General features: G+C 69.5%; 11 protein-coding genes. 7 read left to right on the top strand and 4 right to left on the bottom strand.

The window, feature by feature from the left end; genetic code table 11:
• Positions 1–140: 140 nt before the first annotated feature.
• Entirely contained in the window at positions 141–1,586 is a 1,446-nt protein-coding gene (locus tag AB0915_RS16340) for a glyceraldehyde-3-phosphate dehydrogenase (RefSeq protein ID WP_366691725.1), read from the top strand.
• 433 nt (positions 1,587–2,019) lie between these two features.
• Here AB0915_RS16340 and AB0915_RS16345 read toward each other — a convergent pair whose 3' ends face one another.
• Positions 2,020–2,439, bottom strand: a complete 420-nt coding sequence (locus AB0915_RS16345) for a PPOX class F420-dependent oxidoreductase (protein ID WP_366691726.1) — start codon at positions 2,437–2,439, stop codon at positions 2,020–2,022.
• 385 nt (positions 2,440–2,824) lie between these two features.
• On the opposite strand from AB0915_RS16345, the gene AB0915_RS16350 reads away from it, so the two are divergent.
• Entirely contained in the window at positions 2,825–3,724 is a 900-nt protein-coding gene (locus tag AB0915_RS16350; RefSeq protein WP_366691727.1) for a YihY/virulence factor BrkB family protein, read from the top strand.
• A 102-nt stretch (positions 3,725–3,826) separates the two neighbouring features.
• Here AB0915_RS16350 and AB0915_RS16355 read toward each other — a convergent pair whose 3' ends face one another.
• Positions 3,827–4,936, bottom strand: coding sequence for a galactosyldiacylglycerol synthase (locus AB0915_RS16355; protein ID WP_366691728.1), 1,110 nt, complete (start codon positions 4,934–4,936; stop codon positions 3,827–3,829).
• A gap of 244 nt (positions 4,937–5,180) precedes the next feature.
• Between AB0915_RS16355 and AB0915_RS16360 the strand changes: the two genes are divergently transcribed.
• The 4 genes from AB0915_RS16360 (at position 5,181) to AB0915_RS16375 (ending at position 8,314) form a co-directional block, all read left to right on the top strand.
• Positions 5,181–6,014: an SDR family oxidoreductase gene (locus AB0915_RS16360; RefSeq protein WP_366691729.1), complete on the top strand. Its 834-nt coding sequence runs from the start codon at positions 5,181–5,183 to the stop codon at positions 6,012–6,014.
• A 42-nt stretch (positions 6,015–6,056) separates the two neighbouring features.
• A complete protein-coding gene (locus AB0915_RS16365; RefSeq protein ID WP_366691730.1) occupies positions 6,057–6,923 on the top strand; it encodes a DMT family transporter in 867 nt (288 codons plus the stop codon).
• Positions 6,924–7,012: 89 nt separating this feature from the next.
• Complete coding sequence (locus tag AB0915_RS16370) at positions 7,013–7,720, top strand: polysaccharide deacetylase family protein (protein ID WP_366691757.1); 708 nt, start codon at positions 7,013–7,015, stop codon at positions 7,718–7,720.
• Positions 7,721–7,858: 138 nt separating this feature from the next.
• Entirely contained in the window at positions 7,859–8,314 is a 456-nt protein-coding gene (locus AB0915_RS16375) for a MarR family transcriptional regulator (RefSeq protein ID WP_366691731.1), read from the top strand.
• A gap of 207 nt (positions 8,315–8,521) precedes the next feature.
• Here AB0915_RS16375 and AB0915_RS16380 read toward each other — a convergent pair whose 3' ends face one another.
• Both AB0915_RS16380 and AB0915_RS16385 read right to left on the bottom strand, forming a co-directional pair.
• Positions 8,522–9,067: a DUF1697 domain-containing protein gene (locus AB0915_RS16380; RefSeq protein ID WP_366691732.1), complete on the bottom strand. Its 546-nt coding sequence runs from the start codon at positions 9,065–9,067 to the stop codon at positions 8,522–8,524.
• Positions 9,068–9,229: 162 nt separating this feature from the next.
• Entirely contained in the window at positions 9,230–11,044 is a 1,815-nt protein-coding gene (locus tag AB0915_RS16385) for an ABC transporter ATP-binding protein (protein WP_366691733.1), read from the bottom strand.
• Between the two features lie 592 nt (positions 11,045–11,636).
• Here AB0915_RS16385 and AB0915_RS16390 point away from each other — a divergent pair.
• A complete protein-coding gene (locus AB0915_RS16390) occupies positions 11,637–15,452 on the top strand; it encodes a S8 family serine peptidase (RefSeq protein ID WP_366691734.1) in 3,816 nt (1,271 codons plus the stop codon).
• Positions 15,453–15,517: the final 65 nt, after the last annotated feature.

Genomic DNA, 15,517 nt, shown 5'->3' on the forward strand with positions numbered 1-15,517 from the left:
TACCCGGCACGGCAGCCCGTTCCTTGTCCTGATGTGGCCATGGGGCCCGATCGCGGAATCCCGCTCAGGTGGCACCGGGTGAATGATCGAATCGGCGGGCGGTTAGCATATGAGCACCGCCTAGCTCGAAAGATGCGCCTGTGACTGTCAACGAGGACTCGTTCACCAACTGGAAGAATCGCGAGGAGATCGCGGAGTCGATGATCCCGATCATCGGGAAGCTGCACCGGGAGCAGGACGTCACGGTCCTGCTTCACAGCCGCTCCCTGGTGAACAAGTCGGTGGTGAGTATTCTCAAGACCCACCGATTCGCCCGGCAGATCGCCGGTGAGGAACTCTCGGTCACCGAGACGATGCCGTTTCTGCAGGCTCTCACCACGCTCGATCTCGGCCCTTCCCAGATCGACATCGGCATGCTCGCCGCCACGTACAAGACCGACGACCGCGGTCTCTCGGTGGAGGAGTTCACCGCCCAGGCCGTCGCCGGTGCCACGGGCGACAACAAGATCGAACGCCGCGAGGGGCGCGATGTCGTCCTCTACGGCTTCGGCCGCATCGGCCGTCTCGTAGCCCGCCTGCTCATCGAGAAGGCCGGCTCCGGCAACGGCCTGCGGCTGCGCGCCATCGTCGTCCGCCAGGGCGGCGACCAGGACATCGTCAAGCGCGCCTCGCTGCTGCGCCGCGACTCCATCCACGGCCAGTTCCAGGGCACGATCACCGTCGACGAGGCGAACAGCACGATCGTCGCCAACGGCAACGAGATCAAGGTGATCTACGCCAACGACCCGTCCGAGGTCGACTACACGGCGTACGGCATCGACAACGCCATCCTCATCGACAACACCGGCAAGTGGCGTGACCGCGAGGGCCTCTCGAAGCACCTGCGCCCCGGCATCGACAAGGTCGTCCTGACCGCGCCGGGCAAGGGCGACGTCCCCAACATCGTCCACGGCGTCAACCACGACACGATCAAGCCGGACGAGCAGGTCCTGTCCTGCGCCTCCTGCACCACGAACGCGATCGTCCCGCCGCTGAAGGCGATGGACGACGAGTACGGCGTCCTGCGCGGCCACGTGGAGACCGTCCACTCGTTCACCAACGACCAGAACCTGCTGGACAACTACCACAAGGCCGACCGCCGCGGCCGCTCGGCGCCGCTCAACATGGTCATCACCGAGACCGGTGCCGCCTCCGCCGTCGCCAAGGCGCTGCCCGACCTCAAGGCGCCGATCACCGGCAGCTCGATCCGCGTCCCGGTTCCGGACGTCTCGATCGCGATCCTCAGTCTGCGGCTCGGACGCGAGACCAACCGCGAGGAGGTCCTCGACTACCTCCGCAACGTGTCGCTGACCTCGCCGCTCAAGCGACAGATCGACTTCACCACCGCCCCCGATGCGGTCTCCAGCGACTTCATCGGCTCGCGCCACGCCTCGATCGTCGACGCCGGCGCCACCAAGGTCGACGGCGACAACGCGATCCTCTACCTGTGGTACGACAACGAGTTCGGCTACTCCTGCCAGGTCATCCGCGTCGTCCAGCACGTCTCCGGAGTCGAGTACCCGACCTTCCCGGCCCCGGCGGTCTGATTCTCGGCGGACTGTCCGGTCCGGTGCCACGGCAGGCGGGGCGGCGGTAGGGCGGCAACCTGATACCGATCGGCATCAGGTTGCTCTCCCACCGCCGGCCGCCACCGGCAGCGGAGTGGGCCGTACGCCCGGTTACCCCAGGGTGGCCTCTGGTCACGACGTACGCCCCTCCGCGCAACCCGCTGACAGGCGGCGAGCTCGCCTCGCCCGGACAGGGGCAGGCCAGGCCTCCTGTGCGACTGATGTCGGTACGGACGTCAAAGCCGCGCCTGGGTGACGAGGCGTTGGTTGCGCCGGATCGGCGGCGACTGCCACCCCCCGCTCGGCGTCTGGTGCGTGCGATCGCGAGGCGCAGGGCCGCCTTTGTGCAGGTCGTGTGTGGGTGATCCCGACACGGCGGTGAGCGTGCGTGCCGAACGCCGCGGCGCGCGGGTCAGCCGGGCTGGCTGTTCTCCTTGAGCGTGCCCCAGCCGTGCCAGCGGTCGATCTCGATCCAGGCGCTGACCCGGCCGCGGTCCCGCTGCGGGTACGGCGTGCCGAGGTACTGCTGGGCCAGGCGGTCGATGTCGGTGAAGTCCTTGTCCTCACGTACGTCGGCGACGTGCCCGATGATGCTGAGGTGGGTGTACCAGTTCGCCTCGTCGAGCACGGTGAGCGTGACCCGGGGGTCGTTGCGGATGTGTTCGAGCCGCTTGCGGCCCTCATCCATGTTGACCAGGATCCGGCCGTCGCACCAGAGGTACCAGGTGGCCGTGGACACTGGCTGGCCGTCGGCCCGAAGCGTCGCGATGACGGCCGGGTTGGGCTTCTTCAGCATGGCGATCGCGGTCTCGGAAAGCGGTGGCTTCGACACGGAATCTCCTCCTCGGTGATCCATTCCGGGTGATCCATCGGGCTGCGTGTTCACCGTGCCACATCCCGGCGTGCCTGAGGCCTCACGCCCCGTCAGGTCGGTCCGCGCGCCGCAGCTTCGGGTCAATGGACGGCATCGCGTCCCGCGCCGAGTACACGAATGGGCTGGTGGCGCAGGGGGTCGAGGCGCGCGCGTCCCGCATCTGGGCTGCCGGGACGGACTCGTCCGGTCGTGCAGGTGGCCCTGGACACGGCAGGAGTACGACCCATGATCGGAGGCACGAGGAAAGGTGGTAGCAAAGGACGTCCGTACCCCGGGGGATCCGCTGCCTCCCCCGGCGCCGCCAGGCCGCGCCGTGCCTGACCACGTCCCCCCGGAGACCAGCGTGCCCAGCAAGACCACACCCACCGCCTCGGGAACCGTCCCCCGCCAGGGCGCGCCCTCGGGGCGGGCGGCCCACTACCGGGCCGCCCTGCGCCGCACCCCCGTCTCCCTGTGGAACGACGACCTCTCGGACTGGGCCGCCGCCCTGACGTACTACGCCATCCTCGCCCTCCTCCCGGCGCTCCTGGTCACCGTTGCCCTCATCGGCCTGACCAACCCCCGAGCAACCGACGCGCTGATCGCCGACATCACAGCCTTCGCTCCCGCGGAGTCCGGCGCCGCCCTGCGCGAACCCCTGGAGGCTGCGACCCAGGAACGCGGCCCGGTGTGGCTACTGGTCGCGACGGGGACCGTCAGCGCCGTGTGGTCCGCCTCCAGCTATCTGGCCGTCTTCCGCCGTGCTCTGCACGCCCTGTACGGCGTCCGCGACACGCGGCCCGCACTGCGCAAGGCGCACATCATCGTGACCACCGCCGTCGGACTGCTTCTGCTGCTGATGACCAGCGCGTTCGCGCTGGTGCTGACCGGGCCGCCGGCCCACTGGCTGGGACACCGGATGGGCCTCGCACACGCAAGTGCCACGGTCTGGACGCTGCTGAAGTGGCCCCTCCTGATATTTCTCGTCGCCTGTCTGATCACGGTGCTGTTCGGTACCGGCCCGGCGGCGGCCAAGGGGCTGCGGCGGGGGCTGCCCGGCGGAGTACTCGCCGCGTCCCTGTGGCTCGTGGCATCGGCCGGATTCACCTTGTACGCCACCCACATCGGTTCCTACAGCCGGCTGTACGGATCGCTCGCCGGGCTCGTCATCTTCCTGATCTGGGTCTGGTTCACCAATCTCGCTCTGCTGACCGGGGCCCAGTTCAATGTCGAGCTGGCACGTCCGGTGCACGAAGCTCGGTAACAGCGTCGCCCCGGGGTGTCGACCGGGCATGCCGGGCGGCGCGACGGGGCAAAGCCTCCCGGGAGCGGCACTGGCATCCGTACGTTTCCCGCCGTACGCCGCTCACCAGGCGACCAGTTCCGCCGCGTCTGCGGTGAAGACAGCCCGCCCGGCGGCGATCCGTCGGTCCCGCTCGGGGCCGGGGCGCAGCAGCCGGTCGAGTGAGCTGAGCAGCCCGATCGTGTCGGCAGCGTGCTCGGTGAGGCCTGCGGCGGCCATCTCACCGACGCCCTCGGCGCCGTGGCCGGGGATCGGCCGGTATCCGACGACCGGTACGCCGGCGGCGAGGGCCTGCACGGCCGTCTGCCCGGCGGCGTTGTCCACCAGGGCGCTCGATGCCGCCATGAGCTCAGGCAGGTCCTCGACCCAGCCCAGCGCCAGGACACCGGGAAGCATCGCAGCGCGGGTCCGCAGACGTTCGTCCCTTCCGCACAGCAGCACCGGAAGGTGGCCTGCGCCGGCGAGCAGGAGCGCGGTGTCGGTCAGCCCCTGTCCCACGCCCCAGGCACCGGCCGAAAGCAGCACGGCAGGCCGACCGGGGGCACGCCGCGCGAACTCCCGCGCCCAGCGCGACGGCCGCCCGCCCGCACTCGCGTGGGCCGCCGCAGCGAAGGCCGGAGGCACGACCGGGCCGCACGCCTCCGCCGGGCGTCCGGTCCTGGCACGGACGCGTGCCGCGGCGGCCTCGGTCAGGCACAGGTGCAGGTCGTTGCTGGGATGGAGCCACTGCCGGTGCACGGCGAAGTCGGTGACCACGACCGTGCTGGGCGGGCAGTCACCCCCCTGGGCCCGCAGCCGCCCTGTGACCTGAGCAGCCTGGTGGAAGGTGGAGACGAGCGCATCCGGGCGCCAACGCTCGACGACGTCGCGCAGGCGTGGCTCCAGGGCTGCGGCCAGCGGCCCGGTGCTCGGCGCCCAGCCGTTCCGGTCACGCTGGTCTCCGCGGTCGCGGAAGAATGCCGAGTAGACCGCCGCGTAGGCCCCTGGGCAGTGGCGGAGTGCCGTGCGGTATGCGGCGCGCAGCCCGCGCCCGGCGCCGGGGGGCAGTATGTCGAGGAGGTCCACACGCGCGGTCAGGTGGCCGCCGGCCCGCAGCCGTCCGGCCAGTTCGGCGGCCACGGCGTCGTGTCCGGCGCCCATGCTCGCGCTGACGATCAGAATCCGGCGTCCCATTCTTGGATATTCCTCGCATCGTGGCCGGTGCGCCAACCCCGGACGGGCGGGCCGTTAGGGCGTGTTTCGAAAGTCCCGCCTGGCCCGCCCTGCGGGCGGTCGACGCTCCTTTCGAAGTTCGCCCTGGCCCAGGTGCGGACGAGCGCGATTGCCAGTGCGCTGGTTGCATGAAGGATGACTCGTTACGGGCCGCTACCGGCTGGTGCTTCACCAGGATGTCGGCGGCCCCGGAGGACGGAAGCCCATGCGCAAGAGCCACCCAGCCCGCGGCACCCCGGCAACCGGGACCGACGCGACGCGGTCGGTTGCGGCCGGTCCGCCCGCCCCCGGCCCGCGGCCGGTCGTGTTGATCACCGGGGCCTCCTCCGGTATCGGCGCCGAAATCGCGTCACGGCTCGCGGCCGGCGGGCGATGGGAACTGCTGCTCAACGGGCGGGACGAGGGCCGGCTCGGCAGTGTCGCCGCCCGCACCGCCGGTGCCGCGCTGCCGATGGACCTGGCCTCCGAGGAGGGCTGCCGCAAACTGGCCGAGACGGCACTGGCGCACAGCGGAAGAGTTGACGCGCTCGTCGCCGGAGCGGGGCTCGGCTGGGCCGGCGCGTACACCGACATGCCGCCCGCCACAGTGGACCGTCTGGTGAGTGTCAACATCTGCGCCGTACTCCACCTCGTCCGCCTGGTGCTGCCGCAGATGGTGTCCCGCAGGTCGGGCCGGCTGGTACTGATCGGCTCTGTCGCCGGCCGGTTCGGTGTACGGGACGAGGCGGTCTACGCGGCGACGAAGGGCGCGCTGATCGCGTTCGCGGAGAGCCTGCGCTACGAACTGCGGGGCACAGGCGTCCACGTCTGCCTGGTGCTGCCAGGCCCCGTGGACACGCCGTTCTTCACCCGCCGTGGCACCCCGTACACCCGGTCCTGGCCACGGCCGGTGCCCGCCGGGCGGGTCGCGGCAGCAGTCGAGAAGGCACTCGCCGGTGGCCGGGACGAGATCACCGTGCCGCGCTGGCTGGGCGTGCCGGGGCGACTGCAGGGCGTGGCTCCGCAGCTCTTCCGCAAGCTGGCCATGCGGTTCGGCTGAACGGGCCCCCGGTAACGGACAGGCGCGCAGGATGGGTGACACGTGATCATCGTCTCCGTGGTGCTGGCGCTGTTCGCCGCGCTCGGGAACGCGGCAGCCTCCGTGTTGCAGCGCCGCGCTGCGGCAGCGGACCTGCCCGGCTTCACAGGCAGCCATCGCCTCAGGAGCCTGAGCTTCGTCCGCCGCCCGGCCTGGCGCTGGGGTGCGGGACTACTGCTCGTCTCGGGGCTGGCGCAGGCCCTCGCCCTGGCGACCGGGCCACTGGCTGTGGTGCAGCCGGTGATGACGACGGAGCTGCTGTTCACGTCGGTGCTGGCTGCGGCCGTCTTCCGGCGGCCGCCCGGCGCGCGGACCTGGGGGGCGTTCCTCGGTATGGCGCTGGGCCTGGCGGCCTTCCTCCTGCTGGCCAGTCCGACCGTTGGCGTGGACACCATGCCGCCGAAGAGGTGGCTGCTCAGTGCTGTGCCCACCGTCGCCGTGTCGACCGTGCTGATCATGGTGGGAACGGGGTTGCGGGGCTCCGCCCGTGCGGTGGTGCTGGGGTCAGCGACCGCCATCGGTTTCTCCTTCACCGCGGCGCTGATCAAGGACACGCTCGGTTTGCTGTCCGGCGGAGTCGGGGTGCTGTTCACCACGTGGCAGATCTACGCGGCCGCGGCCGTCGGCCTGGGCTCGTTCCTGATGCTGCAAGCCACGTTGCGGGCGGGCTCGCTGGGCGCCTCGCAGCCCGCGCTCACTCTCGGCGACTCGTTGCTGAGCGTCATTCTGGGCGTCTTGCTGTTCGAGGAGCGGATCGAACTGGGCTGGCGGGTGCTGCCGGAGGCCGCGGCGCTCGGGCTCATCGCGTTCGCCAGCGTGCATCTGAGCAGTTCCCCCGTGGTTTCCGGAAAGGACGAACAACGATGGTAAGACGCTCCGCCGCAGGGCGGACGGCGGTGTCATCCGGCGCGGTGGTCGGCGCTCTGGGTGCGGCCGCCGGGGTGACTGCCGCGTGGCACATGGGGCCCGCCGCCACATGGCTGCCGCCCGTACGGAGGATCCTCAGCCCCGCGCTGGACGGCCGCGGTCATCCCTCCCACGTGGCACTGACCTTCGACGACGGGCCGGACCCGGCCAGCACCCCACACGTCCTGCGCGTCCTGGACGAGTACCGGGTGCGGGCCACCTTCTTCGTCGTCGGCGACTCGCTGGAACGTCATCCCGCCCTTGGCCTTGCGCTTGTGGCGGGTGGTCACGAGGTCGCGGTGCACGGCTGGCATCACGAGCGCCCCTGGTTCCCCACACCGCTGCGCGACGTACGGGAGGTGAAGCGAACCGTCGGCGCGGTGCAGCAGATCTGTGGGACCGTCCCGCAGTGGTACCGGCCGCCCTACGGCATCCTCACCGGCGGCCGCCTGGCTGCAGCCCGGCGCGCCGGGCTGCGACCGGTGCTGTGGTCGGCATGGGGCCGGGACTGGAGGGCGGACGCCGATGCCCGCTCCGTGAGGGCATCGGTCCTCGCAGGTCTGACCGGCGGTGGCACCGTGCTGCTGCACGACGCGGACGGATGGAGCGCGCCGGGCGCGTGGCGAGCCACGCTGAATGCGCTGCCCGGCCTGCTCGCCGAGTGCCGTCGACGCGGTCTGAGCGTCGGCCCGCTGGCCGACCACGGCATCGGACACGTCGAAACCGGTACACACCTTCGCCGGACACAACGCCACGGGTGACCATCATTGGATGTGTATCACGCACTTTTTATGCATCGAGCACTTTACATGCATGATGCACGCCTATGAGAGAATGGAGAGCGGGCCGCCCGGACGAGAGCGAGAGCGGCCCGGCGACAGTCAGGAGGCGACAGGCGCATGGCCCGGGCAACACACGAGGTCGAGTACGAGCAGATGCTCCTCAGTCGCCACACGTTCGTGAACCAGCGAGGCAAACACCGCAGGGACGGGTCCCTGGAGCGCAGCGCCTACATCCTGCTCAGCCGCATTCACGTGCAGGGACCGATGTCCATCGGCGAACTGAGCGACGCCTTCGGACTGGACGCCTCCACCTTGAACCGGCAGACGGCTGCGATGATGCGCACCGGACTCGTGGAGCGCATCCCGGACCCTGACGGCGGAATGGCCCGCAAGTTCCGCATGACCGACGAGGGCGCACGCGTACTCAACAGGGAAAGGGAGGGCATCGTCCGCTCCCTGGAACAGGTCATGGTCGATTGGCCGGAAGAAGACATCGCCGCCTTCGCTTCCTGTCTGAGGCGCTTCAACACCGACATCGAACGTCTCGGGGCCCGGCCGTGGCCGCGCCTGTAGACGCGGGCACCTTGAGACAGATGTGGGCTGCGAGGGTCAAAGGGCGATGCCGGTGAGGCTGCCGATCGGGCCCGGGCTCACGCGAGAAGGGGCGATCGTGAACAGCTCCAGCGCATCCCGGCGAATTCGCCATGCGTCTCCCATCCGCGATTCCCCGTCCAGAATCGGACAGGGGATGCCGGCCTCGGCCAAGCCCGGACTTGAGCGTCAGGACGCGCCCTTCTTGGCCGCGTCGAGAATCTTCACCACGGTGTGGAAGTAGCGCGTCGTCGCGTCGCGTCCCAGCGCGCGTTCCTGAAAGCCCTTGGCCGCGGGCGCCTTGCCGTTGATCAGATACCAGATGACAAAGGCGTCGTACTCGGTGCTGCCTATGATCTCCATGTCCTTCTTCGGGGAGATCAGCGGCAGAGCCAGGTCCGGATCGATCCGCTCGGTCGTGAACACCACGCAGCAGCGCATGTCGTGGGTGACCGTGACGTCCTTGAACGGGTCAAGCGTGATCAGCGCCTCCAGTTCCGGGACCGTACGCAGACAGACCGCGACCTCGTAGCCGAGCGTCTCTCCCAGATGGTCACCGATCCGGTCACTGAGCACGGCGCGGTCGGTCTCGCGGGACTCGAAGAAGACGTTCCCGCTCTGGATGTAGCTGCGCACGGAGTCGAATCCCATGTCCGTGAACAGGCTGCGCAAGTACTCCATCTTCACCGAACGGCCCGGCACATTCATCCCGCGCAGGAACGCGATGTACAGCAAATCCAACCACCTGTCCGCAAGAAGGAGGGGAACCTCGGCGTGTGTCCGCCAGCGTAGCGGTGACGGACGGACGGGCGAGCTCGACGACCTCGCGCGGATGGCCGCCGACGGTATCCGCCTGCCCGCCGCCGTGAATGATGCCGCCTGCCACCGGGCCGGCCTTCAGCGCAGGTCGGCCTGCGGCGCGGGAGTGTCGTCGAGGAAGCCGCCCGACTGGTGCTGCCACAGCTTCGCGTAGGCGCCGTCCGACGCGAGCAGCTCCTGGTGCGTGCCCTGCTCGACGATCCGACCGCGGTCCAGGACTACGAGCCGGTCCATCGTGGCGACCGTGCTCAGCCGGTGCGCCACCACGAGCGCCGTTCGCCCGTCCATGAGCCGCCACAGCGCCTCCTGGACGAGGATCTCGCTCTCGGAGTCCAGGGCGCTGGTCGCCTCGTCGAGCAGCAGGATCGGCGCGTCGCGCAGGATCGCCCTGGCGAGGGCGACCCGCTGGCGCTGTCCGCCGGACAGCTTGAGACCGCGCTCACCCACCATGGTGTCGAAGCCGTCCGGCAGCGCGTCGGCGAACTCCGTGACATGCGCCGCCTCGGCCGCGCGGCGGATCTGGGCGTCGGTGGCGTCCGGCCGGGCGAACGCGATGTTGTCCCGCAGCGTGCGGTGGAACATCGCCGGGTCCTGCGGCACGTAGGAGATCAGGCTGCGCACATCGGCCTGACGCAGCGTGCTGATGTCCTGACCGCCGATCAGGATCCGGCCGGCGTCGATGTCCGTCATCCGCAGCAGCAGCCGGGTGAGCGTGGTCTTGCCCCCGCCGGACCGGCCGACAAGGCCGATCTTCGCCCCGCTGTGCACGGCCAGGTCAAGGCGCTCGAAGAGCGGCTCCGCACCCGCGTGGGCGAAAGTCACCTGCTCGAAGCGGACATCGGCGGCCCGGGACAGCAGCGGCTCCGGCGACACCGGGTCGAGCACGGTCGGCGGCGTCAGGAGCAGTTCGGTGAACTGCGCGGCCTCCGTCATCGAGCTCTCCAGGCGGCGATAGATCTGGTTGAACTCGAACATGATCCGCGTCGCGTTGGTGTAGTACGTGAAGGCGACAACAACCGTCTCCACGCCGTGCCCACCACCGCCGAGAGTAACCGCGAGCAGCAGGCCCAACGCGTTGGTCAGCACGGACATCGGCGCGACCAGCGTGTCGATGCGCAGGTTTCCGTAGTCCCACGACCTCAGCGTGAGCCGCCGTGACTGGGCGACGCGGGACCGGTGCTCGGCGGCCTCGCGCTTCTCGGCGGCGAACGCCCGGACCGTGTCCATGTTCATCAGGCTGTCGGCGACGTGGCCCGACACCCGGGCGATCGCCTCCTCGCGCTGGTCGACGAGCGACTGGCGGCGACGGATGAGGGGCGTCACACACAGCGCCGTCAGCGCGATCATCGCCAACAGCCCGACAACGAGCAGCGGTTCGTAGTACCACAGCACCACGGACCCGAAGACCAGCGGGACGAAGCTGCCCACGACCGAGAACGTCAGCGTGTCGACGAAATCCTCGAAGCGGGAGGCGAAGCTCAGAACCCGTTTGGTCAGCGAGCCGGCAAAGTTGTCGTGAAAGAACGCGGCGTCCTTGGCGAACAGTTCATCCATGCCGATCACGTACAGGTGCTCGATGCCGAGGGCATCGAGGCGGTTCAGGAAGTGCAGGCCGATACGCCACAGCGTCTCCGCGAGGAGCAGCACGCCGGCGAAGGCAAGTACGTAGGGCAACGTCGAACCGATGGAGGTACCGGCGTCGCCGGCGATTCGACCGACGAGCTTCGCGACGACCAGCGGCGCGATGTAGGCAATGCCGATATTGCCAAGCGCCGGCAACAGCATCCCGGGCACCGTCAGCCACCGGAGCCTGGCCAACTCCCGGCCGTAGTAACGAAGTGCGAGGAGCACCGAGCCCCTGCCCGGCGCTTCGCGCGATTCAGGCGATCCCATACCAACCCCGTGTGGTCGTGCGGCGGTCCGCCTCGCGCTTCTGTGGGGGTGAGGCCCTTGCGTCAGTGGCCGCGCGGAGCTTCAGTTCGGGTGAGTGCGTCGCTCGGGTCGTCGTGCGACAGGCGGGAAACGGCCGCAGAGCCCCCGCGCAGCTCGTGGCGACGCACATGTGCGAGTACGGGGAGGCCAGGCCCGGAACCTCAGTGTCCCGCGACAGCGCCCGCGGAGTCCAAGCGTTTTTCTCAACCGGCGGCAACCCCGCATACAGGTAACGGCCAGGGGGAGGTTGTAAGACCCCGCCCGCAGCCCTCAGCGCCTCGCCGAGAACGTCACCGCCGCATCGAGACGGCTGATCCGCCTGCCCGGTGTGAAGTTTCATGGGGTGAGTGACCGTCATGTGCGGCCTTGACAAGAATGCTCAGGCACTTGGATTTTGTCAGGTTCCCGCCATGCCGGATTCTGACAGCGCCGACGTCTTTCTCCGGGAAGCGATCTCCGTAGACCCTGGCCCGGCACAGCCGACCGCCCCTCCCACCCCGCAAGGGCAACAGGCGCGTCGGCTCCAGCCTGTAAACGGAGTTAAGGGGAGCACGTGGACAACCCAAGAGCAACCCGGTACAGACGACTTGCGGCGACGGCGGTGGTCCTGGCCGCTGTCGCCGCGCTGCCCGGCCTGGCAGGTGCCGCCGGGGCTTCGGAGAAGTACACAGGGCTGGTGTCGCCCGCAGCCTCGGCCGGCCGGGCCACCACGACCCGGATCACCCTGGTCACCGGCGACACCGTCGATGTCGTCAAGGACGCAGGCGGCAGACAGTCGGTGCACTTCGCCGACACCGACAGCGCGAGCAAGCACTTCGAGACGATGTCCGGCCCGGACGGGGCCCTGTATGTGATCCCCCAGGACGCGATGGACGCCATCGCCTCCGACGTCGTCGACCGAGAGCTGTTCAATGTCACCCGGCTCATCAAGGACGGCTACGCCGACTCCCGCAGTGGCAGTCTGCCGGTGATCGTCGGCTATGCGGACAAGCCGTCGGACGCCACGCTCAAGGCGCGCGTCGACAAGCTGCCTGACGCCGACCCCGGTGCGCTGCTGGAGACCGTCGACATGGCGGGCGTGAAGATCGACAAGAAGAACGCCGGACAGTTCTGGCGGTCCGTCAAACCGGTCTCCAGGACCCCTCGGAACGGCAGGACGGTCACCGCCCCGAACGCATCGAAGGTCTCCCGCCTCTGGTACGACGGGAAGGTCCGGGCATCCCTCGACAAGAGCGTGCCGCAGATCGGCGCTCCCGAGGCCTGGGCGAAGGGCGTGGACGGCAAGGGCGTCAAGGTCGCCGTCCTCGACACCGGAGTGGACCTCAACCACGCCGACATCAAGGACCGGGTGACAGCCACCCGGAGCTTTGTGCCGGGCGCCGACACGGTCCAGGACGGATTCGGCCACGGCACGCATGTCGCCTCCATCATCGCGGGCAGCGGCGCCGACTCGGGCGGCAAGTACAAGGGTGTGGCCCCCGGCGCCGACCTCCTCGTGGGCAAGGTGCTCGGCGACGACGGCCTTGGCCAGAACTCGTGGATCATCAACGGCATGGAGTGGACCGCGGCCCAGGGCGCCGATGTGGTGAACATGAGCCTCGGCGGCGCCACGAGCACTCCCCAGGACCTGATGACGCAGGCGGTGGACCGGCTGTCGGCAACCACCGGCACCCTGTTCGTCATCGCCGCCGGCAACACCGGCCCCGGCGCGACCACCGTCAACAGCCCCGGTACGGCCGCCTCCGCGCTCACCGTGGGCGCGGTCGACAAGTCCGATGTCCTCGCCGGATTCTCCAGCCGCGGCCCGCGCGTCGGCGACAGCGCCATCAAGCCCGAGATCACCGCGCCCGGCGTCGGCATCGTCGCGGCCCGCGCCGCCGGCACCTCCATGGGCGCGCCCGTCGACGCGCACTACACCGCGGACAGCGGCACATCGATGGCGACTCCGCATGTCGCGGGCGCCGCCGCGCTGCTGGCCCAGCGCCACCCGGACTGGACCGGTCAGCGCATCAAGGCGGCACTCGTCACGCACGCCAAGCCCAGCAGCGCCTACTCAGTCTACGAGCAGGGCAACGGCCGGGTGGATGTCCCCGCCGCGCTCGACCCGGCGCTGGAGCTGTCCGGTACGGCCGACTTCGGTCTGGTCGAGTGGCACCCGGGGACGTACGACAAGGAGACCCGTACCGTCACCGTCACCAACACCACAGACAGTGCCACCACCGTGACCCCGGCACTCAGCGGGAACATCCCGCAGGGCGCGGTCACCGTCCCGGGACCGGTCGAGGTGGCCGCGGGCGCCAGCGCCGAGATCACCGTCACTCTCGACCCGAACCTCGTCCCGATCGGTCTGACGAGCGGCACCCTCACCCTGACCAGCGCGTCGGGCGCCATCGCGCACACCGCCGTCGGCCTGGACAAGCAGCGCGAACAGCACAAGCTCACCGTCCACTTCAAGGACCGCAAGGGCCAGGCACCGAGCAGTTTCGGCTACGTCCTCACGGGGCTGAGCACCCGCACTTTCAAGTTCGGGTTCGGCGCCAACACAGGGAACGCCGAAGTGAGCCTGCCCGCGGAGCGTTACAGCATGATGGGTTCGATCAACACCCAGACCAGCGGGGACAACTTCACGAACTACGCCCTCGATCTCTTCGCCCTTCCGGCGATCGACCTCACCTCCCATGACGTCGAGCTGACCGTCGACGGCACCACAGCCACCGACTTCAAGCTGGACGTGCGCGACGAGGAGCGGCCCCTGGAGACCGCGGACTACGCGTACGCCCTCACCCGCGCGGGAGTGGACAAGAGCTTGCTGCAGGGCTGGGGCCTGGCGTACGTGGCCTACAGTGAGCAGCACGCGGGCGCCATCCCGGTCGAGGCGCCGAAGAAGGGCGACGGCGAGCTGTGGGCCACGTTCTACCAGTCACGCCGCGAGCCGCTGATCCGGGCATCGGTGACCCGGCCGGACTCGCATGCACTGACGCCCATCCCCACCGACTATCTCAACCGGTTCGACGGCCACGGCCGATATGACGTCGTGGACGTAGGCGCGGGGACAGAGGAGGACCTGGCGGGACTCGACCTCAAGGGCAAGGCGGCCCTTCTGCACCTGGACAACTTCCTCAGCAACAACCCGGTGATCCAGCGCGTGGAGGCGGCCGGCGCCGCCGTGATCGTCCTCGTTCCCACCGTCGACGAGCCCCTCAGCGTGTACGTCGACGGGGTGAACGTGCCGTACTTCGGCGTCGACTACGACGAAGGCCGCAGGCTCACTGCCGATGTCGCGGCCGGCCGGACCACGCTCGACGTCCGGGGCATCAAGGAGTCGCGCTACCAGTACGCGGGCCAGTACGACTGGAACACCGGTATCCCGGCGAACCTGTCGACCCCGAGCACGAAGGAGGACTACGCCAAGGTCCGCAGCTCGTTCCACAGCGACGGCGCCGAAAGGATAGGCTTTTACGCCCTGGACTCCTCGGGTCCGGCCCCCTGGAGCGCCGGACGGTTCTGGCGGAGTGTCCAACTGGGCACCGAACGCGACGACTACCTGCTGGCCCGTCCGGACGTCACCTACCGGGCCCGGGTCCTTTCCTCCGACAGCGCCGGGGCAATGGCCATGCTCGAGTCGGCGCGCAGCTACCGGCCCGGGACCGCGGTCACCGCGCACTGGTGGGCGCCTGTGCAGCATCCGTCCGTCGCACCCGGCTTCGCCTGCTCGTTCTGCCGTTCCGACGTGGGCACCCTCTTCTCTCCGGCTCTCGGCGGTGACAGCGACCCGACGCACTCGACGCGTTTCGGTGTGCGCCGGACCTGGGCGTTCTACCGCAACGGTGAGCAGATCGACGTCACCGACTCCAAGGTGTTCGTGCCGGAGAAGGCCGACTACACCTTCGTCTCCACCGACACCCATGCCGACAGCGAAACAAGGCTCGGCGGCAAGGTCGTCACCGAGTACGGCTTCACTTCCGAGGCGCCGACGTCGATGGAGGCACCCGACTGCAAGGCGGTCATCCCCCAGGCGACCGCCTGCGAGACACTGCCCGTCGTCCAGCTCCACTACCGGATGAAGGCCTCCCTGCTCAACGAGGTGGCCGCGGGCAGCCACTCCACGATCACCGTGGACGCCTCCCGCGCGAAGGGCTTCACCGGCGACAGCCGGATGGCCGGGGCGAAGTTCTCCGTCAGCTACGACGACGGCGCCACCTGGAAGAGCGTCGACGTCGACCGCACCGACGAGAACTCCTTCAAGGCCCGGTTCACCAACGCTGAACTGTCCGACTCGAACGGCTACGTCAGCACCAAGGCCGAGGTCTGGGACGAGGCGGGCAACCGCACGGTCCAGACCGTCACCCGGGCGTACGCGCTGAAGTAACGCAACATGCCCACAGCGGGGCGCCGCACGGGAACTCCCGCGCGGCGCCCTTCGCGCCACTGGCA

Origin of the sequence: Streptomyces sp. NPDC048411, assembly GCF_040704695.1 — a bacterium.
Taxonomy (GTDB): Bacteria; Actinomycetota; Actinomycetes; order Streptomycetales; family Streptomycetaceae; genus Streptomyces.

Excerpts from the sequence above, each read along its gene's own strand:
- AB0915_RS16355 (WP_366691728.1), bottom strand. The coding sequence starts at position 4,936 with ATGGGACGCCGGATTCTGATCGTCAGCGCGAGCATGGGCGCCGGACAC.
- AB0915_RS16360 (WP_366691729.1), top strand. The coding sequence starts at position 5,181 with ATGCGCAAGAGCCACCCAGCCCGCGGCACCCCGGCAACCGGGACCGAC.
- AB0915_RS16370 (WP_366691757.1), top strand. The coding sequence starts at position 7,013 with ATGGGGCCCGCCGCCACATGGCTGCCGCCCGTACGGAGGATCCTCAGC.
- AB0915_RS16375 (WP_366691731.1), top strand. The coding sequence starts at position 7,859 with ATGGCCCGGGCAACACACGAGGTCGAGTACGAGCAGATGCTCCTCAGT.
- AB0915_RS16385 (WP_366691733.1), bottom strand. The coding sequence starts at position 11,044 with ATGGGATCGCCTGAATCGCGCGAAGCGCCGGGCAGGGGCTCGGTGCTC.